Source organism: Pseudomonas sp. RGM 3321 (genome assembly GCF_022836805.1).
Classification (GTDB): domain Bacteria; phylum Pseudomonadota; class Gammaproteobacteria; order Pseudomonadales; family Pseudomonadaceae; genus Aquipseudomonas.
On the sequence record NZ_JALHBH010000103.1, the window covers coordinates 35,709 to 59,801 of the forward strand.

The following is a 24,093-nucleotide window of genomic DNA, read 5'->3' on the forward strand; positions in this document are numbered from 1 at the left end:
GGTGGTTCAAGGCTGTCCCAGACTTGTACACCTCCTGAAACAGCTTCTTTTTACTTTTTTCCGTTCGGGAACTGTCCATGCGTTTTTCCAGAATTCTTTTAGTCGGCTGCCTGTCCCTGATCAGCCTCCCCAGCCTTGCCGAAACAGTCAGCAACCTTTATCAGGTCCGCGAGCCGGTTACTGGCCAGTCGCCCGATGAGCGCACACGGGCTACCCAGGCCGCGGTCGAAACGCTGGTGCTGCGCCTGACCGGCGACGCCAAGGCCGCGCAGGGTTCGGCCATCGCCGCGCTGCGCAAAGACCCGCAGCAAATCATCAGCCAGTACGGCTATGAGGCCGGTCCGCCGGAAACCCTGCTGGTGGACTTCGATCCAGCGACCACCGACCGTGCGTTGCGTGATGCCGGCCTGTCGATCTGGGGCAGTAATCGCCCGTCGATCCTCGGCTGGTGGCTGAACGACTCGGTCGAAGGCTCGAATCTGGTCGGTGACGGTCAGGCCGCCGCTGAACCACTGCGCCGCGCTGCGCAACACCGCGGTTTGCCGCTGCGTCTGCCGCTGGCGGATTTGAGCGAGCAGGGCATCGGTAACGCCAAGACACTTGAAGGCACTGATGCCGCGCCGCTCAAGGAAGCTTCCGAGCGTTACGGTGCTGACGCGATACTGGCGGTGCACGCCAAGGAAGATGCAGGCCAGTGGCAGGGCAAATGGCGCTTGTGGCTGGGCGATCAGCGCGAGCAGGGCACCGCGACCGGGGCTAGTTCCGAAGCGTTGGCCGATGCGGTGTTGCTGTCGGTCAGCCAGCGTCTGGCCCCGCGTTTTGTCGCCAAGCCCGGTGCCTCGACGGGCCTGTTGGTGCAGGTTCAGGGCATGACACTGGAGCGCTATGCACAACTGCTTCAGTTACTTGATCCGTTCGACGTGCGTCTGAGTTCTGTTGACGGCGACAAAGTGGTGTTTGAGGTCAGTGGCAGCACCGACCAGCTACGCTCGCAGTTGTCGCTGGCCAAATTGCAGGAAGTGCCCGCAGCCGAGGCAGCCGCTGCCCCAACACCGCCTGCTGCGCCTGTCGATGCGACTGCGCCGGTTGCGCCAGCCAATGGAGCTGCTGCTGTTCCGGCACCTGCGCCCGCACCGATGATTGTTCCGGCGTCCGCGCCACAGCTTTATTTCCGCTGGTAATCCGGCAAAGCGCTTTTCCATTGGGTTGAGGGATGTTGATGACTGATACACGGCGTTGGTTCTGGATCGGCGGCCTGGCCTTGCTGGTCGCATTCGTGGTGCTGTTGCACACGATCCTCACCCCTTTTCTGGTAGCGCTGCTGCTGGCCTACATGGGCGATCCGCTGGTGGATCGTCTGGAGCGTGCCGGGCTGTCCAGAACCTTGAGCGTGGTGGCGGTGTTCGGTCTGTTCATACTGGTGCTGATGGCCTTGCTGCTGGTGCTGGTGCCGATGCTGGCCAAACAGTTGTTTCGTCTCTATGAGTTGGCCCCGCAGATCCTCGACTGGCTGCAACACTCGGCGTTGCCGTGGGTGCAGGCCAAGTTCGGTCTGGCAGACGGGTTCTGGAAGTTCGACAAGATCAAGGCAGCCATCTCCGAACACATGGGGCAGGCCGGGGATATCGTCTCTGTCGTGCTGTCCCAGGCTACGGCGTCGAGCCTGGCGCTGATCGGCTGGCTGACCAATCTGGTGCTGATCCCGGTGGTGTGTTTCTACCTGTTGCGTGACTGGGACATCATGACCGGCAAGATCCGCGGTCTGCTGCCACGTCAGCGTGAAGGTCAAATCGTCAAGCTGGCGGGCGAGTGTCACGAGGTGCTGGGCGCGTTCATACGCGGGCAACTGCTGGTCATGGTCGGTCTCGGAGTGATCTACGCGGCCGGTCTGATGCTGGTCGGGCTGGAGCTGGGCCTGTTGATCGGAGTGATCGCCGGTCTGGCTGCCATCGTGCCTTATATGGGCTTTGTGATCGGCATTGGTTCGGCACTGGTCGCCGGGTTGTTCCAGTTTGGTGGTGACCTGTACCCGATGATGGGCATCGTTGCCGTATTCATGATCGGTCAGGCACTCGAAGGTATGGTGCTGACGCCATTACTGGTAGGGGATCGCATCGGTCTGCACCCGGTGGCGGTGATCTTTGCGATTCTGGCGGGTGGCGAGCTGTTCGGCTTCACCGGCATTCTGCTGGCGTTGCCGGTCGCTGCGGTGATCATGGTGCTGGTGCGGCACATGCATGACGTTTATAAAGACTCGGAAATCTATGCCGGTGCGGAAGATCCAGAGCTGTAGGCGTACGCACGCCTCTTCACTGCCCGGTGAAGAGGCTTGTCCAGGCAATGCATGCGTCACGTCAAAACGCCCTTTCTCGACCTGCGCTTTACGCACCCTGACGCAAACCTTTGATTTTGCTTGAGGTCTGTCGCATTGTGCGACCCGCTTCACGGGTATAAACTTTGCGCTCTTTACACAGAGGCCCTTGACGGTTTGCATGAGCCGTTAGTCAGCATGAAACCGATTCAGCTGCCCCTGAGTGTGCGTCTGCGTGATGACGCCACTTTCGTCAATTACTATCCAGGCGCCAATGCCGCTGCACTCGGCTATGTCGAGCGGCTGTGCGAAGCCGACGCTGGGTGGACGGAAAGCCTCATCTATCTGTGGGGCAAGGATGGAGTAGGGCGCACGCACCTGCTTCAGGCTGCGTGCCTGCGTTTCGAGCAACTGGGCGAGCCAGCGGTGTATCTGCCGCTTGCCGAAGTCATCGATGAAGGTATCGAGCTGTTCGACCATCTTGAACAGTACGAACTGGTGTGCCTGGATGACCTGCAAGCCATTGTCGGCAAGCCGGAGTGGGAAGAAGCCCTGTTTCACCTGTTCAACCGTTTGCGTGACAGCGGGCGTCGTCTGCTTATTGCAGCGTCCAAATCGCCCCGCGAACTGCCGGTCAAGCTCCCCGATCTGAAATCCCGTCTGACCATGGCCCTGGTATTCCAGATGCGTGGTCTTTCCGACGAAGACAAGCTGCGTGCGCTGCAACTGCGTGCGTCACGGCGCGGCCTGCACCTTACCGATGAGGTAGGCCATTTCATCCTGACGCGTGGTACACGCAGCATGAGCGCGCTGTTCGAATTGCTTGAGCGCCTTGATCAGGCGTCACTCCAGGAAAAGCGCAAGCTGACCATTCCCTTCCTTAAAGAGACGCTGGGGTGGTAGATCAGGCGCTGTTGATGCAAACGGCGGCAGCCTTGCGCCATGCACAACGGATTCTGGTGATCACCGGGGCAGGACTGTCGGCTGATTCGGGCTTGCCGACCTATCGCGGCGTTGGCGGGCTGTACAACGGCAAGACCGACGATGGCTTGCCTATCGAAATGGCCCTGTCCGGGCCGATGCTGCGCCGTGACCCCGAGCTGTGCTGGAAATATATTGCCGAGCTGGGCAAGGCCTGCCTGGGAGGTGAGCCCAACGTCGCGCATTACGCCATCGCGCAGTTGCAGCGCATCAAGCCCGAGTGCTGGGTGCTGACCCAGAATGTCGACGGCTATCATCGCGCCGCTGGCAGCCCGCCGGAGCGCCTGATCGAAATTCACGGGCAGCTCTCGCCACTGTTTTGCCAATCCTGCGGCGCTGAAGATCCGCAATTGAGTGAGCACTTGCAGCGTCCTTTGCCCCCTTTATGCCCGGCATGTAGTGGCGTTATGCGACCGCCCGTCGTTCTTTTTCAGGAAATGCTCCCTGAAAGGGCACTGGAAACACTGTATGAACAACTGGCTAAAGGCTATGACGCAGTCCTGAGTATTGGTACCACGGCAAGCTTCCCCTACATTCACGAACCGGTCATTCGCACCAGAGTTTCCGGGGGTTTTACGGCGGAAATCAATCCGCAGCCGACCGATCACAGCGCGCAGATGGACGTCTTTTTGCAATGCCGTGCAGCACATGTCATGGCGGAACTCATAAGTCACATCTAGTTCGATTGAATTTGCAAATCACCTTCATAAAAGGCATAGTCTCGCCATCTTAACTAGTCAGCCACGGTTGTGCCCATGCAGGTTGTTCGCTTTGCACCCCTCGTGCCTCTCGCACTCGTTACATTCCTCTTCGGTTGCTCGGCCAATATGCCGGTCGCACAGCAGGAACAGGTCCAGCCAGTTCCACGCTATCAGAGCGCAATCAATGCAAATGCCCAGTCCGCAGCCCGTCGCGCCGACGCGGCAGTCCTGCAGGACGAGCTCGCTACCGAAGACGAACTGTCCCAGTTCGCTGATAACAAGTCTTACCAACTGCCGGCCCTGGCCGACAGCATCCTGGAGCGTGGCAAGTCGCTGATCGGCACACGCTACAAGTTCGGCGGCACGTCGACTTCTTCGGGTTTCGATTGCAGCGGCTTCATCGGTTATCTGTTTCGCGAAGAGGCCGGCATGAGCCTGCCACGTTCCACGCGTGAAATGATCAACGTCAACGCACCTCTGGTGGCGCGCAACAAGCTTCAGCCGGGCGATGTGCTGTTCTTCAGTACTCGCGGTCGCGGTCAGGTCAGCCATGCAGCGATCTACGCCGGTAATCGGCAGTTCATCCACTCCAGCAGTCGCCGCAGCGGCGGTGTGCGCATCGACAGCCTCGATGACGCCTACTGGAGCAAGACCTTCATCGAGGCCAAGCGGCCTCTGGCGATGGCCCCGGGTACTGTTGCAGTAAAATCGACACCTGAAGTAACGCAGACAACGGCGATGACTTCGACTACAGTCAAGACCGCGCCCAAGCGGCGTAAATAAAATAGAACGCGCAGAACAAGACCTTCGGGTCTTTCTGCGTTTTTGAGCTTCTCGGCAGCGTAAGCCGCATCCGGATAGGTTGTTGTGGTTATGTCGATTGCGTTGCGCCTGATAGTCATCTCTGTTGCTGCGTTGCTGGGGGCTTGCGCCAGCGCGCCGCCACCGCCCAAAGCACCCCGGATCGTTCAGCGTCCGGTGGTCACTGCTCCCCCTCAGATTCTTTCTCCGGCTGCCGAAGACGTGCTGTTTCGTGCGTTGGGGCTGGTTGGCACGCCTTATCGCTGGGGCGGCAACACGCCTGACTCCGGTTTTGATTGCAGCGGTCTTATAGGTTATGTCTATCGTGATGCAGCGGGCATTTCCCTACCGCGTTCCACGCGCGAGATGATCGTGATGGGCGTGCCGAATATCCGTCGCGAGCAATTGCAGTCAGGGGATCTGGTGTTCTTCGCCACCTCGGGCGGCTCGCAGGTGTCCCACGCGGGCATCTACGTCGGCGAAGGCCGCTTCGTGCATGCGCCGGCCAGCGGCGGCACGGTCAAGCTCGACAGCCTCGACAAGCCTTACTGGCAGAAAGCCTATCTCAACGCCAAACGCGTGATTCAGCCGTCCAGCCTGGCGCAGAATCGGCCTTAAGCGCTTCGCGCTGATTGCTCTGCGCGCACTCAAGAGCGTCCAGAACTGCATGCCCACGCCCACGCGGAGCGCTCAACTTTACTTTAGATTCTGGCCGCAGGCCGTAGGAGCGAACTTGTTCGCGAAAGGGCTTGTATGATCGCCGAAAATGCATCTTCTGAAACACCGCCTTCGCGAACAAGTTCGCTCCTACGCCCTTCGGGCAGAACCCTGAAAGGCACGTATTCCGGGCTCTTCAGGACTTGTGTGTAACGCCGAGTGTTGGAGCGTAGGGAACGATGATCTCAACTATCGTGCAACGCTCTGCGTCAAACCTCTAGGCTCGGCGTTACTGAGCAGCCTTGGCGGATGTCACGCGCCAGATCTTGTTGCCGACGTCGTCGGCCACCAGCAATCCGCCGCGCTGGTCATTGACCACGCCAACCGGGCGACCCATGGCTTTTTCATCCTTGTTGAGGAAGCCGGTCAACACATCGACCGGGGTGCCGTTGGGTTTGCCGCCGCTGAATGGAATGAACACCACCTTGTAGCCGCTGTGCGGTTTGCGGTTCCAGGAGCCGTGCTGGCCAATGAACAAGCCTTCGTTGAACGGTGCAGCCAGTGTCTTGCCGTCGGCGAACACCAGGCCCAGCGAAGCGGTGTGCGGACCGACTGCGTAATCCGGGGCAATCGCCTTGGCGACCAGTGCCGGGTTCTGTGGCTTGACGCGCTCGTCGACGTGCTGGCCGTAATAGCTGTAGGGCCAGCCGTAGAAAGCGCCATCCTGCACCGAGGTCACGTAGTCAGGCACCAGGTCGCTGCCGATTTCATCTCGCTCGTTGACTGCCGTCCACAGTTTGCCGGTTTTGGGCTCCCAGTCCATGCCGTTGGGGTTGCGCAGGCCAGAGGCGAAAATGCGGTGGTTGCCGGTGGCAGCGTCCACTTCCCAGATGGCTGCACGACCTTCTTCCTTGTCCATGCCGTTCTCGGCCACGTTGCTGTTGGAGCCCACGGTTACGTACAGCTTGCTGCCATCCTTGCTGGCGATGACGTTCTTGGTCCAGTGGTGATTGAGCGTACCGCCCGGCAGGTCGACGACCTTGGTCGCTTGCGCGCTGATCGAGGTCTGGCCCGCTTCATAGGGGAAGCTGATCAGGCGGTCGGTGTCGGCGACATACAGCTTGTTGCCCACCAGGGTCATGCCAAACGGAGAATTGAGGTTTTGCAGGAAAACCGTGCGGGTCTCCGCGACGCCGTCCTTGTCCACGTCGCGCAGCAGAGTAATGCGGTTGGCGCTTGGCACGCCCGCACCGGCGCGGCCCATGACTTTTTCCATTACCCAGCCGCGAATACCCTTGGAATCATCCGGTTTGGCCGGCGAATTGGTTTCCGCCACCAGCACGTCGCCATTGGGTAATACATACAGCCAGCGCGGGTGGTCGAGGCCTTCAGCGAAGGCCGCCACCTGAGTGCCGGGTGCGGCCACCGGTTTGGCGCCTTTTTCCCAGCCGATGGCAGGGGCGATGTTGACGGTCGGGATGAGCGTCTTGTTGGGCTCCGGCAGTTTGGGCGAGGGGCCTGTTCCATCCGAGACTTGCAGGGTCGAAGACTCGCCGCAGGCAGCAAGGCCACCGGCAACCAGAAGCAACACTGCGTAGTGGGGTCTGAGTCTGAACATGGTGAATCTCCATAAACAAGGGCGTGGTCCGATAATTGATAGAGGCACCGCCAACCCGCTAGGTTCAATCACGTTCCGCGGCGACGGTGTCGATTGACGCTCCCAGCCCAACACTCTACCCTTCGCGGTTTGTTTCAGGTGCTCTGCAATCCTCGATTGGCAGGGTGAAACAGGGAAGCCGGTGTGGGTTGACAGATCCGATCCCGGCGCTGCCCCCGCAACGGTAAATGAGTCAAGGCTGTGCCTGACGCCACTGTGTTTCGACATGGGAAGGCGCGCAGCCGGGGTAACCCGCTCATGAGCCCGGAGACCGGCCTGAACCACTCAATGGCATCACGGAGGGTGGTGCTCTGTGCAGGGCGTTGCCGTGCTGTCCAGTGCTGTCCTTCCGTCTGTTGTCGACTGCCACGAGCGGAGAACCCGGATGAACGAATCCCCCGAACGCGACGAACGCCATCTGGCGCGCATGCTGCGCAAGAAAGCCGTGATGGACGAGCGCATTGCCAGCTCACCCAACGAGTGCGGCCTGCTGCTGGTCTTGACCGGCAACGGCAAGGGCAAGAGCAGCTCGGCATTCGGCATGCTTGCCAGGGCCATGGGCCACGACATGCAGTGCGGCGTGGTGCAGTTCATCAAGGGCCGCAACAGCACTGGCGAAGAAATGTTTTTCCGCCGTTTCCCCGAGCAGGTGCGCTATCACGTGATGGGCGAGGGCTTCACCTGGGAAACCCAGGATCGCCAGCGTGACATCGCCGCCGCTGAGGCCGCCTGGGCCGTGTCTCAGGAAATGCTTCGCGATCCGGCCATTGGTCTGGTGGTGCTCGACGAACTGAACATCGCTCTCAAACATGGCTACCTCGACCTTGAACAGGTGCTGAGTGATTTGCAGGCCCGCCCGCCGATGCAGCATGTGCTGGTGACCGGCCGCGGTGCCAAACCCGAATTGATCGACCTGGCTGATACGGTTTCCGAGATCGGCGTGGTCAAGCACGCGTTTCAGGCCGGTATTCGTGCGCAGAAAGGTATCGAGCTGTGAACCCTTCATTATTGAGCGCATCGCAATGAGAGCCCCGCGTGATTGTCCGGCGGTATTGATCGCTGCGCCTGCCTCCGGGCAAGGCAAAACCACGGTGACCGCTGCACTGGCGCGTTTGCACCGCAATCAAGGGCGCAGAGTCCGAGTGTTCAAGTGCGGCCCGGATTTTCTCGACCCGATGATTCTCGAGCGGGCCAGCGGCGCACCGGTCTACCAGCTGGACATGTGGATGGTTGGTGCCGACGAAAGCCGTCGCCTGTTGTGGGAAGCCGCAGATGAGGCAGACCTGATCCTGATCGAAGGCGTCATGGGGCTGTTCGACGGTACACCGTCCAGCGCTGATCTGGCCCGCCACTTTGGCGTACCGGTGTTGGGGGTGATCGACGGCACGGCGATGGCGCAGACGTTTGGCGCGCTGGCGCTCGGGCTGGCGCGTTATCAGCCTGATCTACCGTTTGCCGGCGTGCTGGCCAACCGGGTTGGCACGGTACGACACGCGCAGTTGCTGGAAAACAGCCTGACCGAGGGCCTGCGCTGGTATGGCGCACTGTCCCGGGAAGTCGGTTTCGAATTGCCCAGCCGCCATCTGGGACTGGTTCAGGCCAGCGAACTCAACGATCTGGACGTGCGGCTGGACATGGCTGCCGCCGCGCTGGCCAGTACCTGCGAAGTGGCCTTGCCGCCAGCCGTAACCTTCACCGCGCCTGACCCGGTTCAGGTCGAGCCTTTACTCAGAGGTGTGCGCATCGCCATTGCCCGCGACGAGGCCTTTGCCTTTCTGTACGGCGCGAGCCTGGACCTGCTGAGGAACATGGGCGCTGAGCTGAGTTTCTTCTCGCCGATCCATGACCGCGAGCTTCCCGACGCCGACAGCCTGTACCTGCCGGGTGGCTACCCGGAGCTGCACCACGTTGCGCTGGCGGAAAACCTGACGATGCAGGCGTCGATCAGGGCGCACCATATTGCTGGCAAGCCGATTCTGGCCGAGTGCGGCGGCATGCTTTATTTACTCGAAGCCCTGACCGATGTAGAGGGCGTGCGCGCCGAACTGGTCGGCTTGCTGTCCGGTGAGGCGGTCATGCAGAAGCGTCTGGCGGCGCTGGCCTTGCAAGCGGTTGAGCTGCCCGAGGGCACGCTGCATGGCCACACGTATCACCATTCGCTGACCAGCACCGAGTTACAGCCGATTGCCCGTGGCGTCAGCCCCAACGGCGGGCGTGGCGCAGAGGCAGTCTATCGCCTGGGTCGTCTGACCGCGTCCTACGTGCATTTCTATTTCCCTTCCTGCCCTCAGGCGATTGCGGCGCTGTTCAAACCATGACCGAACAAGCGTTCAGCCCTGAAGAGCGGGCTGCGGTGTACCGGGCCATCGCCGAGCGTCGCGACATGCGCCACTTCGTCGGCGGCACGGTGGCCCCCGAGTTGCTGGCGCGCTTGCTGGAAGCCGCACACCAGGCACCCAGTGTCGGGCTGATGCAGCCGTGGCGCTTCATTCGCATCAGCGATCCGGTGTTGCGCGGAAAAATGCAGGCGCAGGTAGAAGAAGAACGTATCCGCACTGCTCAGGCACTGGGCGAGCGCACCGACGAGTTCATGAAGCTCAAGGTCGAAGGGATCAATGACTGCGCAGAGGTGCTGGTCGCCGCACTGATGGAAGGGCGTGAACAGCATATTTTCGGCCGCCGCACCTTGCCGGAAATGGACATGGCCTCGTTGTCCTGCGCCATCCAGAATCTGTGGCTGGCGTCGCGTGCCGAGGGGCTTGGTATGGGCTGGGTGTCGCTGTTCGACCCGGAGGCTCTGGCCGAACTGCTGGGCATGCCCGACGGGGCCAAGCCATTGGCGATCATCTGTCTGGGGCCGGTCAAGGAATTTTATCCTGCGCCCATGCTGGTCATGGAAGGCTGGGCGCAGACGCGTCCGCTGCATGAGTTGCTGTATGAGAATCAATGGGGAGTGAGTCAATGAGTGTGGCGCTGTTGAGCGTCGCCGGTGTGGCGCTGGACGCGTTGCTCGGTGAACCGAAACGATGGCATCCGCTGGTGGCGTTCGGACGCTTTGCCAGTCGGGTCGAGCAGCGTTTCAACAGCGGTGGCCGTGGCTGGCGCAGTCATGGCGTTACCGCCTGGGTTATCACCGTCGTGCCGTTGACGCTGTTGGCCACGCTACTGAGCTGGTTGCCCGGTATTGGCTGGCTGGTCGAGGTTCTGGCGCTGTATTGCGCACTGGGCATGCGCAGCCTGGGCGAGCATGTTCAGCCGGTGGCGCAAGCGCTGCGCAGTGACGATCTGGTCGAGGCGCGCCAGCGGGTCGGTTATCTGGTCAGTCGCCAGACCAGCGAACTGGATGCCACCGAAGTGGCTCGCGCGGCGACCGAATCAGTGCTGGAGAACGGCAGTGATGCGGTGTTCGCCGCGCTGTTCTGGTTTGTCGTGGCCGGTGCGCCCGGCGTGGTGCTGTACCGGCTGAGCAACACGCTGGACGCCATGTGGGGCTACCGTAACGAGCGCTTCGAGCGTTTCGGCTGGGCTGCGGCGAAGATCGACGATGTGCTCAATTACCTTCCTGCACGCCTTGTGGCGTTGACTTACGCGTTGCTGGGCAAGACCCGGCTGGCGCTGCGCTGCTGGCGTACCCAAGGGCCAACCTGGGACAGCCCCAACGCCGGTCCGGTGATGGCCGCTGGCGCAGGCGCGCTGGGTGTCGAACTGGGCGGGGCGGCGATCTATCACGGCGAGTTGCATCAGCGTCCGCAGCTGGGTGAAGGTGCGCCTGCCGATGCAGACTCCATTGATCGCGGCTGGCAACTGGTGCAGCGCGGCGTCTGGTTATGGTTGCTGGTCATTTGCGTGGTAGCTGAATTCTATGCTTGAGCACGGCGGTCGGTTGCGCGCCGCAGCGCAGCATTACGGTATCGAACTGGCCGACTGGCTGGACCTGTCCACGGGCATTGCACCCTGGTCGTGGCCTATACCGCAGATCCCGATGCACGCCTGGGCGCGGTTGCCCGAGACCGATGATGGCCTGGAAGCAGCGGCGTGCCGTTATTACGGCGTGCCTCGCTTATTGCCGGTGTCCGGCTCGCAGGCCGCAATTCAAGCGTTGCCGCGGGTACGCAGCGGAGGTCGGGTTGGCGTGCTGTCGCCATGCTACGCCGAGCATGCACACGCATGGCGCAAGAACGGCTTCGTGGTCCGTGAGGTCAGCGAGCAGGAGGTCGAATACTTTCTCGACACTCTTGATGTGCTGGTGGTGGTCAACCCGAACAATCCAACCGGTCTGCACCTGAGCGCCGAGCGCCTGCTGGAATGGCATGCGCGACTGGCCGAGCGCGGTGGCTGGCTGGTCGTCGATGAAGCTTTCATGGATAACACGCCGGGCCTGAGCCTGGCTGCCGAGACGTGGCGCACCGGGCTAATTGTGCTGCGCTCGTTCGGCAAGTTTTTTGGCCTGGCCGGTGTCAGGCTCGGTTTTGTCATGGCCGAACCGGTATTGCTGAGGATGCTGGCGCAGGAAATCGGCCCTTGGTCGGTTAGCGGGCCAACACGGATTATCGGTCAGGTGTGCCTCAATGATCAGGAAGGGCAGGCCCGTCAGCGTGAACGCAGCGAGCAGGCTCGCGAGCGTCTGGTGGCCTCGCTCGACCAGTACGGTCTGAGCCCGCAGGGTGGCTGTGCGCTGTTTCAGTGGCGGATGACCCCTGAAGCGCAAACGCTCTATGAGTTCTGTGCGCGACGTGGCGTATTGTTGCGTCTGTTTCAGGGTGGCACACCCGAGTCCGCCAGTCTGCGCTTCGGTCTGCCCCGCGACGAGGCCGACTGGCTGCGCCTGCACACTGTCCTGCTTGAATACCGCAAGGAATACCCATGACCACGCTGATGGTACAAGGCACCACCTCCGACGCCGGCAAAAGCACACTGGTGACGGCGCTGTGCCGCTGGCTGACCCGACAGGGCGTCAAGGTGGTGCCATTCAAACCGCAGAACATGGCGCTCAACAGCGCGGTGACGGCAGACGGCGGCGAGATCGGCCGCGCTCAGGCCGTGCAGGCGCAGGCGTGCTTTCTGGAGCCGCACACCGACATGAACCCGGTGCTGCTCAAGCCCAACAGTGATACAGGTGCGCAGGTGATCATTCACGGTCGCGCCGTCACCACCATGAACGCGGTGGCTTACCACGGCTATAAAGAGATTGCCATGCAGGCGGTGCTGGAGTCGCATCGACGGCTGGGCCTGAGCTATCCGGTGATTATGGTCGAAGGCGCGGGGTCTCCGGCCGAGATCAACCTGCGCGCCAACGATATCGCCAACATGGGCTTTGCCGAGGCGGTCGACTGCCCGGTGCTGTTGATTGCCGACATCAATCGCGGCGGGGTCTTTGCCCATCTGGTCGGCACGCTGGAGTTGCTGTCGCCCAGCGAACAGGCGCGGGTCAAGGGGTTCATCATCAACCGTTTTCGCGGCGACATCGCCTTGCTGCAACCGGGCCTGGACTGGCTGGAGGCGCGAACCGGCAAACCGGTGGTTGGCGTGTTGCCTTACGTAATGGATCTGCACCTGGAGGCCGAAGACGGTCTCGATCAGCGCCAGACCGACAAGGTCGAGCAGGTCCTGAACGTGGTGGTGCCAGTGCTGCCGCGCATCAGCAATCACACCGATTTCGACCCGTTGCGCCTGCATCCCCAGGTCAACCTGCAATTCGTCGGCCCCGGTCAGGACATTCCTCATGCTGACCTGATCATTCTGCCCGGCTCGAAAAGCGTACGCAGCGACCTGAAGTACCTGCGCAGCAACGGCTGGCGCATCGCCATCGAGCGGCATTTGCGTTACGGCGGCAAGCTGCTGGGTATATGCGGCGGCCTGCAAATGCTCGGCGAGCAGGTGCACGACCCGCTGGGGCTGGAAGGTGCAGCCGGTTCAAGTCCTGGTCTTGGTCTGCTGGCGATGAGCACGGTGCTGGAGGCGGAAAAACAACTGCGCAACGTACGCGGCCGTCTGACCCTGGAAGACGCCGAGGTCAGCGGTTACGAGATTCATGCCGGTGTGACAACAGGGGTGGCGCTGGAACGGGCTGTCGTTCAACTGGACGATGGGCGTTGCGATGGCGCGCAAAGTGCCGACGGACAGATTCTGGGGACTTACCTGCATGGCCTGTTCGAAGCGCCCGCCGCCTGCAGCGCCTTGTTGCGCTGGGCGGGGCTTGAAAACGTTCAGTCGGTGGACTATCACGCCCTGCGCGAGCGCGACATTGAGCGTCTGGCGGACCTGGTGGAAAAGCACCTGGACGGCCCATTGCTTCGCGAACTGTGTGGCCTGGAGGCAAACTGAAATGCTGCAACTAATCCTTGGCGGCGCACGTTCCGGCAAGAGTCGACTGGCTGAGAAACTGGCCGCCGACTCAGCGCTGAAGGTGATCTACATTGCCACCAGCCAGCCTCTCGATGGCGAAATGAACCAGCGCGTGGCCAGCCATCGCGCCCGTCGTCCCGAGCACTGGGGGCTGGTCGAAGAACCGCTCGAGCTGGCGCGGGTGCTGCACGAAAATGCTGGGCCAGACCGCTGCCTGCTGGTCGATTGCCTGACCCTGTGGCTCACTAACCTGTTGATGCTCGACGACCCCGAGCGTCTGCTTCAGGAGCGAGAAGCCCTGCTCGACAGCCTGGCCGGTTTGCCGGGCGAAATCATTTTTGTCAGTAACGAAACCGGGCTTGGCGTCGTGCCCCTGGGTGAACTGACGCGCCGCTATGTCGACGAAGCCGGTCTGTTGCATCAAGCGCTGGCCGAGCGTTGCCAGCGTGTCGTGTTGACCGTTGCCGGCTTGCCCCTGACTTTGAAAGGAACCGCGCTATGAGTAATTCCTGGTGGCTCAAGCCCGCACAGGCTATCGATGTACCAATGCGCGAGGCGGCACTGGCCCGTCAGCAACAGTTGACCAAGCCTGCGGGTTCGCTGGCGCAACTGGAGCGGCTGGCGGTGCAGCTCGCCGGCCTGCAAGGGCGCGAGCGTCCGGCTGCCGACAAGCTGTGGATCGCGATCTTTGCCGGCGATCATGGTGTGGTGGCCGAAGGTGTATCGGCCTATCCACAGGAAGTCACTGGCCAGATGCTGCATAACTTCGTCAACGGCGGCGCAGCGATCAGCGTGCTGGCGCGCCAGCTCTCGGCGCAGCTGGACGTGGTGGATCTGGGTACCGTGTCGCCTCTGGATTTGCCAGGCGTGCGTCATTTGCGTATCGGCGCGGGCACCGCCAATTTCGCCCACGGGCCAGCCATGAGCGCTGAACAGGGGCTTGCTGCTCTGCAGGCCGGGCGCGACAGCGTGTTGCGCGCCAAGGCAGTCGGCACCGAGCTGTTCATCGGTGGCGAGATGGGCATCGGTAATACCACGGCGGCCAGCGCCGTCGCCTGCTCGGTACTGGAATGTGCCGCGCCGTTGCTGGTCGGGCCCGGCACCGGGTTGAACGCTGAAGGTATCGAGCACAAGACCCGTGTCATCGAGCGCGCACTGGCGCTGCATGCCGAGCAGGCCGGCGACCCGCTACACAGCCTGTTCTGCCTGGGTGGTTTCGAGATTGCCGCGCTGACCGGCGCTTATCTGGCCTGTGCGCAGGAAGGCATCGTGGCGCTGGTCGACGGTTTCATTTGCAGCGTGGCCGCGCTGGTGGCGGTGCGTCTGAATCCGTCTTGCCGCAACTGGCTGTTGTTCGGCCACCGTGGCGCCGAACCGGGCCACCGGCACTTGCTGGAAACGCTACAGGCCGAACCATTGCTCGACCTTGGCTTGCGTCTGGGCGAGGGCAGTGGCGCAGCGCTGGCGGTGCCGCTGGTGCGTCTGGCCTGCGAGCTGCACAACGGCATGGCAACGTTTGCCGAAGCGGCAGTGGCGGATCGCCCCGCATGACCTTGCGTCTGGACTTGCTGCGCCATGGCGAAACAGAACTGGGAGGTGGTCTGCGCGGCAGTCTCGACGATGCTCTGACCGAACTCGGCTGGCAGCAGATGCGTGCGGCGGTGACCGATGGCGGTCCCTGGGAACGGATTGTCAGCTCGCCCTTGCAGCGCTGTGCACGTTTTTCCGAAGAGCTGGCGCAGCGCCTGTCGCTGCCCATGCAACTGGAGCCGGGTTTGCAGGAGCTACACTTCGGCGACTGGGAGGGCCACAGCCCTGCGCAGCTCATGGAGACCGATGCCGAAGGCTTGGGCCTGTTCTGGGCTGATCCCTACGCCTTCACGCCGCCCAATGGGGAGCCTGTGAGCGACTTTTCGACACGGGTACTGAATGCCGTGGAGCGTCTGCATCAGGCGTATGCCGGTGAGCGCGTGTTGCTGGTCAGTCACGGCGGTGTGATGCGCCTGCTGCTGGCGCAGGCGCGTGGTCTACCGCGTGAGCAATTGTTGCAGGTAGTGGTCGGCCATGGTGCACTGCTGTCGATTCAGGTCGCCGCTGATGGCGTACTCACGGAGGTCTGAGATGCTGCCGTTCTGGATCGCCCTGCAATTTCTCGGCAGCCTGCCGATTCGTCTGCCCGGCATGCCGCGCCCGGAAGAGCTTGGGCGTTCGTTATTGTTCTACCCACTGGTAGGAGTGGTATTCGGCACGCTGCTGCTGGGTTTCAGTGCGCTACTCAATGGTACGCCGCTCATGCTGCATGCCGCGCTGGTGCTCAGTGTCTGGGTGCTGCTTAGTGGCGGCCTGCATCTGGACGGTCTGGCCGACAGTGCCGACGCCTGGCTGGGCGGTTTTGGTGATCGCGAACGCACCTTGCAGATCATGAAGGACCCGCGTAGCGGGCCTATTGCCGTTGTCACGCTGGTGCTGGTACTGCTGCTCAAGTTTGCAGCGATTCTTGCGCTGATCGAAAGTCACAGCAGTATCGGGCTGCTGTTAGCGCCGCTGATCGGACGCGCGGCCATGCTTGGGCTTTTTCTGGGCACACCTTACGTGCGTTCCGGCGGACTGGGGCAGGCTCTTGCAGATCATCTGCCGCATGGCCCCGCGCGTAAGGCGTTGTTGGCCAGTGCGCTAGCGTGTGTGCTGCTGGCCGGTTGGTCAGGCGTAGCGGCGCTGCTGGTCTGTGCGGCGTGTTTCTTGTGGTTGCGGCACATAATGATGCGCCGTCTGGGCGGTAGCACGGGCGACACCGCCGGGGCGCTGCTCGAACTGTTGGAGCTGGCAGTTCTGCTGACGCTCGCGCTGCTTTAACAGCCTTACCAATGCTTTGTTGACAGCTTTTACCGGCAGCGCGTAGTTTCGCGATTCGCAGGTAAAACCATGTAGCAAAGTGCAGGGAGCTTAACCATGACATCGATCTGGCGTACCAGCGGCTGGGTTCTGCTAGGCAGCGCGTTGATCCTTGCGCTTTCGCTGGGAACGCGGCACGGTTTCGGCCTGTTTCTGGCGCCCATGAGCGCGGATTTTGGCTGGGGGCGTGAGGTCTTTGCCTTTGCCATCGCCTTGCAAAACCTGATGTGGGGCCTGGCGCAGCCGTTTGCCGGGGCGCTGGCAGATCGGTTTGGCGCGGCCAAAGTCGTCTTCGTCGGCGGTGTGCTGTATGCCGTAGGGCTAATGTGCATGAGTATGGCTGACTCGTCTCTCAGTCTTTCCCTGAGTGCTGGCTTGCTGATCGGTATTGGTCTGTCCGGCACGTCTTTTTCGGTCATTCTGGGTGTCGTGGGGCGTGCACTGCCTGCTGAAAAACGCAGCATGGGCATGGGTATCGCCAGCGCGGCGGGTTCATTCGGCCAGTTTGCCATGTTGCCCGGCACATTGGGCTTGATCAGCTGGTTGGGCTGGTCCGGTGCCTTGCTGGTGCTGGGCGTGATGGTGGCGTTGATCCTGCCCTTGGTGGGCATGCTCAAGGATACGCCGAGCGTGTCTACCGGTATCGAGCTGACGCTGGGCGAGGCGCTGCGTGAAGCCTGCTCGCATTCGGGGTTCTGGCTGCTGGCACTGGGTTTCTTCGTCTGTGGCTTTCAAGTGGTGTTCATCGGGGTGCACCTGCCAGCCTATCTGGTGGATCAACACTTGCCTGCCAAGGTCGGTACAACAGTGCTGGCCTTGATCGGGTTGTTCAATATCTTCGGCACCTACACCGCTGGCTGGCTGGGCGGGCGCATGTCCAAACCTCGATTGTTGACCACGCTTTATCTGTTGCGCGCGGTGGTGATCGTGTTGTTTCTCTGGGTTCCTTTGAGCCAGACCACTGCCTATCTGTTCGGCGTGGCAATGGGCCTGCTGTGGCTGTCCACCGTGCCGCTGACCAACGGCACGGTCGCGACACTGTTTGGCGTGCGCAACCTGTCGATGCTGGGCGGTATCGTCTTCCTGTTTCACCAATTAGGCGCATTCCTCGGCGGCTGGTTGGGCGGGCTGGTGTATGACCGCACCGGCAACTACGACCTCGTCTGGCAAGTCTCGATACTGCTGAGTCTGCTGGCCGCCGCGTTGAACTGGCCGGTGCGTGAGCGCCCGGTGGCCAGGTTGCAGGCGCAGGGCAGTCTGGCATGAGCCGTCGCTGGCCTCTGCTGGCGGCGTTGCTGGCAGGCTCGGTGGTGTTGGGGCTGGTCTGGTGGGCCTGGCAGCACGTTGGGCTGGCCGCGTTGCAACTGGGAATGGGCGCTTGTTAGGCAGACAGCCTGGCATGGGGTAGCGTGTCGACAAACGACAACACTATCCAGGGCCGCCATGATGAACATTCGCTTTGTTTCGATTCCTCTTCTGCTGCTGGCCATGAGTGGCGCTGCATTGGCCGCCGACTGTCCGCCGTTGTTGCAAGGCGAATTGCCCAAGCTGCGTGCCAAGGAAAACATCGACCTGTGCAAACGCTTTGCTGGCAAGCCGCTGGTGGTGGTCAATACCGCCAGTTTCTGTGGCTTTGCTCCGCAGTTCAAAGGCCTTGAAGAGTTGAGTAAGCGCTACAAGGGGCAGGGGCTTGAGGTGTTGGGTGTGCCGTCCAAAGACTTCAAACAGGAAGCCAAGGATGGTGAGGAGACCGCCAAGGTCTGCTACGTCAATTACGGCGTGACCTTCACCATGACCGAGCCGCAGGCCGTACGCGGCGATGATGCGATCCATTTGTTCAAGGTGCTGGCCGAACAGAGCAGTGCGCCGCGCTGGAATTTTTACAAGTATGTGGTGGACCGGCATGGCAAGGTTGTCGCCAATTTCTCTAGCATGACCGCGCCGGATGATCCTGAGCTGATCGCAGCCATTGAAAAGGCGATTGCGTCGAAGCCTTAGGGCGGGCTTATCTGAATCTACCTGACATCGCAGAAGCCTTGTGTGACGCGGAGCGCCACATAGAGGGCGCAGAGCGCCCAGAACTGCATGCCGACGCGGAGCGTCGGCACGATAGTCAGTCAATAACGCGGAGTATCTGCACGCTAGTCAATCAATGCAGGTCTGAGAGCTCAAGGCGCGCAATAAAAAGCCCGCGGCCATTACGGGTTGCGGGCTTTTTTTCAGCCTGGCAGTCGCTTATCAGAAGCGATAGGTAACCGAAGTGCCCAGGCCGTGAGCGGTGTTACGGTAGTCGGCGCTGTACGAGCCTTTGCTCGTGCTGAAGTCGCGGATCTTGGTTTCGTCTTCACGCAGGTACGAGTACGCCACGTCGATGGTCAGGTCGTCGGTCGGGCTCCAGCCTGCACCGAAGCTGATGATCTTGCGATCGCCGGTCGGGATGCGTGGGGAGCGGTTGACGTTGTTGGTCGGCGACTGATCAACGGAGAAACCTGTGCGCAGGGTCCACTCTTTATTGACCTTGTACGAAGCACCGATGGCGTGCGCCCAGGTGTCGTGCCAGTTCTGTTCTTCGGTGATGGTGCCGATCGGGCCGGCAGAGCCGCCCAGCAGGGCAGGGACGCCATCGTTGTTGACGGTGATGTCTTGCAGACGGCTCCAGCGAGTCCAGGTACTGCCTGCGTAAACAGTCCAGTTCTCGTCGAGTTGCTGGGTGATAGAGAAGTCCACCGACTCAGGCGTGGAGATGTCCAGCGAAGCATCGTACTTCTGGCCGCCGAACGGACCGAAGCCCGAGCCTTCGATCTTGGTCTTGCCCTTGAGCTTGTAATCGACCTTGGAGTGGTAAGTCAGGCCCAGACGAGTGGTGTCGGTAGCCTGCACCAGAATGCCGGCATTGAAGCCGATTGCGGTGTCATCGCCTTCGATCTTCACCTTGCCGTCATTGCGGCCCGGTGTTTCGGCGTTCAATGTTGCCGAGGTCAGTTCACCGTCGATACGGTTGATGGTCGGGCCGAAACCGATGGAAACCTTGTCATTGAATGCATAGCTGACAGTCGGCTGGAAGGTCACGACCTGGACGTGACTCTTGTCGCCCCAGTAGCGGCCGGCGAAGCCTTTTTCGTAATCAGTGACCAGGCCGAACGGGACGTACACGCCCAGACCAAATGCCCAGTGATCATCGATAGGTTTGACGTAATAGCCCATTGGCACGCCGACCACTGGAACCATGTCGCCGTCGCTGCTGCCGCCGAATGTGCCACGACCGTTGTCGATATCGGTCTTGGCGATCACGGCAGCTGCACCCACGCTGATTTGTTCACGTTTGAGGCGGGACATACCGGCAGGGTTGCCGAATACGGTGCTTGCGTCATCGGCTGACGAGGAGCGACCTGCAAAGCCGGTGCCCATGCCGCTGATGCTTTGTTCGTTGAGGGCAAAGCCGGCAGCGAGCAGTTGAGAAGAAGCCAGACCCAGTGCGAGTCCAAGCGTTGTCCGGTTCAGTGCTTTTGTCATTATTTTCATTATTAGAACTCCTTGTTGTTCACCGCTCGAAAATTACCAACATTTTCGATGGCGCGCTATAGGCTGAGGAGCCCGATTTAGAGCTATTCTTGTAGGACAATCCCGCCGCAGGAGTAGGACCTGCGAATTAGCGCAGGCCCAGAGCCTTATCCTTGCGTAATGCCGCCGTTATAAAGCGCGCATAAAAAAAGCCCCGCCTTTGCAGTGCGGGGCTTTCGGCTTGCGGTGCAGCGTTTTCGTCAGGCGATGAGGGCCTGACGGGTACGCTCGATCACGGCCTGCAGCGGTTCGGCGCTGGCGTACTGATCGGGGTACAGGCGTTCGCTGTGGCGGGCGATGCCGTGTTCGTTGACGATGGTGAAACTGAAGCAGCCTTTGCGAGCGGCCATGATCAGGCAGTTCATCGGGGCAAAAGCGTTGGTCAATGTGTGAATTGCGTGTTGGGTTTGAGTATTCATATTCAAGGTGTTTCCTGAAACAACACGGAACAATACCGTGCATAAATAAAGATTCCAGTAAACGCGGGCCGACATTTGATACAAAAGCCTGGCTGGGCGGAGAACCTGACTGGAATAGAGACAGGCAGTTAAAGCGCGCTTTATCGTATGGCGCTCTGGCTGACCGGTAGGTACTTAGGAGGGCAGGCAACACAACAGGAGCAAAGGTTCGACGCTCCGGGTGAAGATCCTGATCAATTGCAGGCTGGTTGAAGCAGGCCATGAGAGCCATGACTGCACTGTCACCCCAAATGGTGCATCAGCGCGAAAGGTTCATGTCTGGAAACCATCGAGGTGGTCGATCCCTTGTTGCCAACATTCTCGTCGCATGGAGGAGTGTCTGTCGGGGGACTTGTCGACCGGAATTGATTTTCAGCTTGGTACTAACGGCGGCTATGCTACCCGTCATGTCGAAGCATTGCAAGCGGCGCTGAATGGATTTTACCAGTGCCCGACCAGGCGGTAGATCAGCACGGTCACGGATGCGACCATCGAGCAGCCGAGCAGGTAGGCAGCGATGGTCAGGCGCAGGGACTTGCGGCTTTCGATGGCGCGCATGATGTCGCCTGCCTTGTTGATACGTCCATTGCTCAGGTCGCTGCAGATAATCAGCAGTAGTGCAATTGCCGACAACAGCACGCTATAGGCGAAGACGCCGCCGTCCGGCGGTGGCAGGACAATACTGGCCGCGAGGGCGACGATGCAGACGGCTAACAGCAGCAGGAAGAACTTCACTATCTCCTTCATGGGCCTTCATTGAATCCTTGGTGGCTGATATTTGGTCTTTTTTGGCAGTGGTTGGACCGCGAGATGCACGATTTGTCGCCCGCATTGTTTTCAAGGTGTCTGGTGACGTGCGGGCTTCGTTGGCGGCAGGCCGATTCCAGCGGCTGAAAGACTGCTGAAAGCCACGTATTCATTGAGAATAAGATGTAATCGAGCAAGAATCATATGATGCCTGAAATGGCTGAAAAGGACCTCGGCAAGGAGTTGTGCACATTAGCTGAACAAGCTGCCACATCACTGTCACAAGCGCGGCTAAGGGTTTGATTTATGGTGGTGAATTATTAAGTCAATGAAAAACATCGTTTTTTTTAGCTGGTGAAAAAATCGTCAGTTTGAGCGCAGGCCGCATTCTGCTTGCGTTTGCGGGAGTTAAAGGGGGGTTGTCCACTGAGTTATCCACAGCTTCTGTGGATTGTCCCGGCTGAAATGTCCCCGAAATGGGGGCTGTGCACGTTTCAGAAAACGCGTACAATCCGTTCCCCCGATTTAACCCCCGCCTGTTGATCTTGCCTCGCCCAAGACGACGTTTCTGCTGCACTATCACGCGCTTACCCACACTGCCGCTGGCGATGATTCAGCCTGCATGGAGTCTTTATGGCACTGGACCTGAACAGCCTGTTACTGGGGCTTGCTGCAGCTGCTGTGCCCTTGCTGGCATTGCTCTGGCAGTTGCAGCGTCGTCTGGCGCTTCGTCAGGCCGAGAGCGCGCTGCTGGACGAGCGCCTGAGCATGGCGCAGATGGCGCAGGAAGGCCTAAATGCCCAACTGGATGCCTGCCGCGACGAGGTCAGTGACCTCAGCCAGGCCAATGCGGCCAAACAGGCCGACCTTGCAGCGCTGCGGCGCGAGGTCGAGTTACTGCGTCAGGAAAGCGATAGCGCTCGCGAAACAGCGCAGGCCTGGAATCATGAGCGTGCTGGCAGAGAAGCCGAGTTGCGTCGTCTGGATGCGCACTGCGCAGCATTGAACGCCGAGCTGCGTGAACAGCAGGACAGCCATCAGCAGCGCTTGAATGACCTGCAGGGCTCCCGGGATGAGCTGCGCGCGCAGTTCGCCGAGTTGGCAGGCAAGATCTTCGATGAGCGTGAGCAGCGTTTTGCGGAAACCAGCCAGCAGCAACTGGGGCAATTGCTCACGCCGCTCAAGGAACGTATCCAGTCGTTCGAAAAGCGCGTCGAGGAAAGTTATCAGAACGAAGCCCGTGAACGCTTTTCGCTGGCGAAAGAGCTGGAGCGTCTGCAGCAGTTGAATCAACGTTTGAGCGATGAAGCCACCAACCTGACGCGCGCCCTGAAAGGGCAGAAGACCCAGGGCAACTGGGGTGAACTGATTCTTGAACGGGTGCTGGAGCATGCCGGGCTTGAAAAGGGCCGTGAATATCAGACGCAAATAAGCCTCAAGGGGCCGGACGGCGAGCGCTTTCAGCCTGATGTGCTGATCATGTTGCCCGGTGACAAGCAAGTGGTGGTCGACGCCAAGGTCAGCCTGACTGCCTATCAGCAATACGTGTCTGCCGATGACGATGTCATTGGTCAGGCTGCGCTCAAGCAGCATGTGCTGTCGCTGCGCAATCATGTCAAAGGTCTCTCGGGCAAGGATTACAAGCGCCTTGAGGGGCTTCACAGCCTGGATTTCGTTCTGCTCTTCGTGCCTATCGAAGCGGCTTTTTCTGCAGCCTTGCAGGCGGAGCCGAATCTGTTTCAGGAAGCCTTTGATCGCAATATCGTAATTGTCAGCCCCACAACACTGCTGGCCACCTTGCGGGTTATCGACAGCCTGTGGAAGCAGGAGCGTCAGAGCCAGAACGCGCGGGAGATTGCCGAGCGGGCCGGCTGGCTGTACGACAAGTTTGTGTTGTTCATTCAGGATCTGGACGAGGTAGGTAACCGTTTGCAGCAACTGGACAAGGCCTACTCGGCGGCACGCAACAAGCTGACGGAGGGACGCGGCAATCTGATCAGCCGCAGCGAGCAACTCAAACTGCTGGGCGCGCGTGCCAGCAAGAGCCTGCCGGCGGATTTGCTTGAACGGGCGATGACTGACAATGGCGGCCTGATCAGTCCGCCTGAATGATCAGTTTGCTTCGTCGGCGCAACGTTCAGTAACAGGCCGTCCGTCGCAAAGACTAGAAGCGAGCCTGTACAAATGTCACATTGGCTCTGTCGGAAAATTGTTTTCCGTAGCACTCCGCTAACGGTTCATTGCTTCTATGATCTCTAGTGAGCGATGTGTACAGGTTGACTGCCGGGTATTTCCCTCAAGGGGGCTCTATGAACAGCAAATTGCAAGAATGGCTCCATGACGCAGGCGTTGCATTGGGTCTGATAGAACGACCAAAACTGCAGCCCATTCCGGTTCGTGCCGATGATGATCGTCGCCGCCAACGCCGGTAAACCTCTCGCCTGACCCTGTTCCCTGGGCAGAGCGCACACTGAATCTCGTCGCACGCACAGTCGGGACACGTAGGAGCGTCCCGATACAAAGGCTGGCATTCAACGCCGATGCCTGGGTTCTCCCTTCGTTTTGTTGTCTTCGCCTCCCATCAACAGAATCAGCTCGACGATCATGTGCAGGGAAAAGTCCTCGGGTTTTGTGATGGCCTGTTCCTTGATCTGGTCAGGAAACGCGAAGCTGAAGACATCCTCCAGCGCCGCGAACAGGCACTCTATGTCATCGTCCTCAAGAGCCAGGTCGATGAAGGTGGCACCTTCGTGAATCATGCTTTTATCCACTAGAATGATGCCTAGCGCGTCAAACACCTTCTGTTTGATTTCTTCGCGATTCATGAAAGCCCCTGATGTGGATCTTGTCAGATACAACAGGCGTACTTCATTTCTCCAGCCCAGACCCATGAGGCTAGCTCAAATCGCCGTTGCGGCTGCGGATTGCCCCGCCGTTACGGTGATGATTTGTTTAAAATGCACGGCTGTTCGACAGGCGGTT

The 24,093-nt window shown here is 60.4% G+C and carries 26 protein-coding genes and 1 riboswitch; of the genes, 21 read left to right on the forward strand and 5 right to left on the reverse strand.

Annotated elements, in window-relative coordinates:
* Positions 1–77 precede the first annotated feature (77 nt).
* The 6 genes from RGM3321_RS09750 to RGM3321_RS09775 all read left to right on the forward strand — a co-directional run bounded on the left by RGM3321_RS09750 (position 78) and on the right by RGM3321_RS09775 (position 5,412).
* Complete coding sequence (locus RGM3321_RS09750) at positions 78–1,181, forward strand: DUF2066 domain-containing protein (RefSeq protein ID WP_244392885.1); 1,104 nt, start codon at positions 78–80, stop codon at positions 1,179–1,181.
* Positions 1,182–1,219: 38 nt separating this feature from the next.
* On the forward strand, positions 1,220–2,293 hold the full coding sequence (locus tag RGM3321_RS09755) for an AI-2E family transporter (RefSeq protein ID WP_244392887.1): 1,074 nt from the start codon (positions 1,220–1,222) through the stop codon (positions 2,291–2,293).
* Positions 2,294–2,509: 216 nt separating this feature from the next.
* The gene (gene hda / locus RGM3321_RS09760; protein ID WP_002554607.1) at positions 2,510–3,214 is read left to right on the forward strand and encodes a DnaA regulatory inactivator Hda; all 705 of its coding nucleotides are present in this window, start codon (positions 2,510–2,512) and stop codon (positions 3,212–3,214) included.
* Positions 3,208–3,972, forward strand: coding sequence for an NAD-dependent deacylase (locus RGM3321_RS09765; protein WP_005744733.1), 765 nt, complete (start codon positions 3,208–3,210; stop codon positions 3,970–3,972). The genes hda and RGM3321_RS09765 overlap by 7 nt, the downstream gene beginning before the upstream one ends.
* A gap of 75 nt (positions 3,973–4,047) precedes the next feature.
* Positions 4,048–4,776, forward strand: a complete 729-nt coding sequence (locus RGM3321_RS09770; protein WP_244392888.1) for a C40 family peptidase — start codon at positions 4,048–4,050, stop codon at positions 4,774–4,776.
* A 90-nt stretch (positions 4,777–4,866) separates the two neighbouring features.
* A complete protein-coding gene (locus RGM3321_RS09775) occupies positions 4,867–5,412 on the forward strand; it encodes a C40 family peptidase (RefSeq protein ID WP_244392890.1) in 546 nt (181 codons plus the stop codon).
* 328 nt (positions 5,413–5,740) lie between these two features.
* Here the strand turns inward: RGM3321_RS09775 and RGM3321_RS09780 are convergent, their stop codons facing one another.
* Positions 5,741–7,069 (reverse strand): sorbosone dehydrogenase family protein, encoded by a 1,329-nt coding sequence (locus RGM3321_RS09780; RefSeq protein ID WP_244392892.1) that lies wholly within the window; start codon positions 7,067–7,069, stop codon positions 5,741–5,743.
* A 119-nt stretch (positions 7,070–7,188) separates the two neighbouring features.
* A riboswitch (cobalamin riboswitch) is annotated at positions 7,189–7,403 on the forward strand.
* 90 nt (positions 7,404–7,493) lie between these two features.
* Between RGM3321_RS09780 and cobO the strand changes: the two genes are divergently transcribed.
* The 13 genes from cobO to RGM3321_RS09840 all read left to right on the forward strand — a co-directional run bounded on the left by cobO (position 7,494) and on the right by RGM3321_RS09840 (position 18,343).
* The gene (gene cobO, locus RGM3321_RS09785) at positions 7,494–8,105 is read left to right on the forward strand and encodes a cob(I)yrinic acid a,c-diamide adenosyltransferase (RefSeq protein ID WP_244392893.1); all 612 of its coding nucleotides are present in this window, start codon (positions 7,494–7,496) and stop codon (positions 8,103–8,105) included.
* A gap of 25 nt (positions 8,106–8,130) precedes the next feature.
* A complete protein-coding gene (locus RGM3321_RS09790) occupies positions 8,131–9,426 on the forward strand; it encodes a cobyrinate a,c-diamide synthase (protein WP_244392894.1) in 1,296 nt (431 codons plus the stop codon).
* Complete coding sequence (gene bluB, locus RGM3321_RS09795; protein ID WP_244392895.1) at positions 9,423–10,073, forward strand: 5,6-dimethylbenzimidazole synthase; 651 nt, start codon at positions 9,423–9,425, stop codon at positions 10,071–10,073. The genes RGM3321_RS09790 and bluB overlap by 4 nt, the downstream gene beginning before the upstream one ends.
* Positions 10,070–10,978: an adenosylcobinamide-phosphate synthase CbiB gene (gene cbiB / locus RGM3321_RS09800; protein ID WP_244392897.1), complete on the forward strand. Its 909-nt coding sequence runs from the start codon at positions 10,070–10,072 to the stop codon at positions 10,976–10,978. The genes bluB and cbiB overlap by 4 nt, the downstream gene beginning before the upstream one ends.
* Positions 10,971–11,975 carry a threonine-phosphate decarboxylase CobD gene (gene cobD / locus RGM3321_RS09805; RefSeq protein WP_244392899.1) on the forward strand — a complete coding sequence of 335 codons (1,005 nt, stop codon included), beginning with the start codon at positions 10,971–10,973 and terminating at the stop codon, positions 11,973–11,975. The genes cbiB and cobD overlap by 8 nt, the downstream gene beginning before the upstream one ends.
* Positions 11,972–13,432, forward strand: coding sequence for a cobyric acid synthase (locus tag RGM3321_RS09810; protein WP_244392900.1), 1,461 nt, complete (start codon positions 11,972–11,974; stop codon positions 13,430–13,432). Before cobD ends, RGM3321_RS09810 begins: the two co-directional genes overlap by 4 nt.
* A 1-nt stretch (position 13,433) precedes the next feature.
* Positions 13,434–13,955, forward strand: coding sequence for a bifunctional adenosylcobinamide kinase/adenosylcobinamide-phosphate guanylyltransferase (gene cobU / locus RGM3321_RS09815; protein ID WP_244392901.1), 522 nt, complete (start codon positions 13,434–13,436; stop codon positions 13,953–13,955).
* Positions 13,952–15,004, forward strand: coding sequence for a nicotinate-nucleotide--dimethylbenzimidazole phosphoribosyltransferase (cobT, locus tag RGM3321_RS09820; protein ID WP_244392902.1), 1,053 nt, complete (start codon positions 13,952–13,954; stop codon positions 15,002–15,004). The genes cobU and cobT overlap by 4 nt, the downstream gene beginning before the upstream one ends.
* Complete coding sequence (cobC, locus tag RGM3321_RS09825) at positions 15,001–15,573, forward strand: alpha-ribazole phosphatase family protein (RefSeq protein ID WP_244392903.1); 573 nt, start codon at positions 15,001–15,003, stop codon at positions 15,571–15,573. Before cobT ends, cobC begins: the two co-directional genes overlap by 4 nt.
* A 1-nt stretch (position 15,574) precedes the next feature.
* Positions 15,575–16,306, forward strand: coding sequence for an adenosylcobinamide-GDP ribazoletransferase (locus RGM3321_RS09830; RefSeq protein ID WP_244392904.1), 732 nt, complete (start codon positions 15,575–15,577; stop codon positions 16,304–16,306).
* 105 nt (positions 16,307–16,411) lie between these two features.
* Positions 16,412–17,611: an MFS transporter gene (locus tag RGM3321_RS09835; protein WP_244392960.1), complete on the forward strand. Its 1,200-nt coding sequence runs from the start codon at positions 16,412–16,414 to the stop codon at positions 17,609–17,611.
* A complete protein-coding gene (locus RGM3321_RS28380) occupies positions 17,608–17,730 on the forward strand; it encodes a hypothetical protein (RefSeq protein WP_279613956.1) in 123 nt (40 codons plus the stop codon). Before RGM3321_RS09835 ends, RGM3321_RS28380 begins: the two co-directional genes overlap by 4 nt.
* 61 nt (positions 17,731–17,791) lie before the next feature.
* Positions 17,792–18,343 carry a glutathione peroxidase gene (locus RGM3321_RS09840; RefSeq protein WP_244392961.1) on the forward strand — a complete coding sequence of 184 codons (552 nt, stop codon included), beginning with the start codon at positions 17,792–17,794 and terminating at the stop codon, positions 18,341–18,343.
* 240 nt (positions 18,344–18,583) lie between these two features.
* On the opposite strand, the gene RGM3321_RS09845 is transcribed toward RGM3321_RS09840, so the two are convergent.
* The 3 genes from RGM3321_RS09845 to RGM3321_RS09855 form a co-directional block, all read right to left on the reverse strand.
* Complete coding sequence (locus RGM3321_RS09845; protein WP_244392962.1) at positions 18,584–19,858, reverse strand: outer membrane protein transport protein; 1,275 nt, start codon at positions 19,856–19,858, stop codon at positions 18,584–18,586.
* A gap of 248 nt (positions 19,859–20,106) precedes the next feature.
* Positions 20,107–20,325, reverse strand: a complete 219-nt coding sequence (locus tag RGM3321_RS09850) for a hypothetical protein (RefSeq protein ID WP_002554588.1) — start codon at positions 20,323–20,325, stop codon at positions 20,107–20,109.
* Positions 20,326–20,805: 480 nt separating this feature from the next.
* Positions 20,806–21,111, reverse strand: a complete 306-nt coding sequence (locus tag RGM3321_RS09855; RefSeq protein WP_058401259.1) for a hypothetical protein — start codon at positions 21,109–21,111, stop codon at positions 20,806–20,808.
* A gap of 747 nt (positions 21,112–21,858) precedes the next feature.
* Between RGM3321_RS09855 and rmuC the strand changes: the two genes are divergently transcribed.
* Together rmuC and RGM3321_RS28465 are read left to right on the forward strand one after the other, a co-directional pair.
* On the forward strand, positions 21,859–23,223 hold the full coding sequence (gene rmuC, locus RGM3321_RS09860) for a DNA recombination protein RmuC (RefSeq protein ID WP_244392963.1): 1,365 nt from the start codon (positions 21,859–21,861) through the stop codon (positions 23,221–23,223).
* 197 nt (positions 23,224–23,420) lie between these two features.
* Positions 23,421–23,543, forward strand: coding sequence for a PA1414 family protein (locus RGM3321_RS28465; RefSeq protein WP_101165338.1), 123 nt, complete (start codon positions 23,421–23,423; stop codon positions 23,541–23,543).
* Between the two features lie 99 nt (positions 23,544–23,642).
* On the opposite strand, the gene RGM3321_RS09865 is transcribed toward RGM3321_RS28465, so the two are convergent.
* Positions 23,643–23,936, reverse strand: coding sequence for a hypothetical protein (locus RGM3321_RS09865; protein WP_244392906.1), 294 nt, complete (start codon positions 23,934–23,936; stop codon positions 23,643–23,645).
* Positions 23,937–24,093 lie beyond the last annotated feature (157 nt).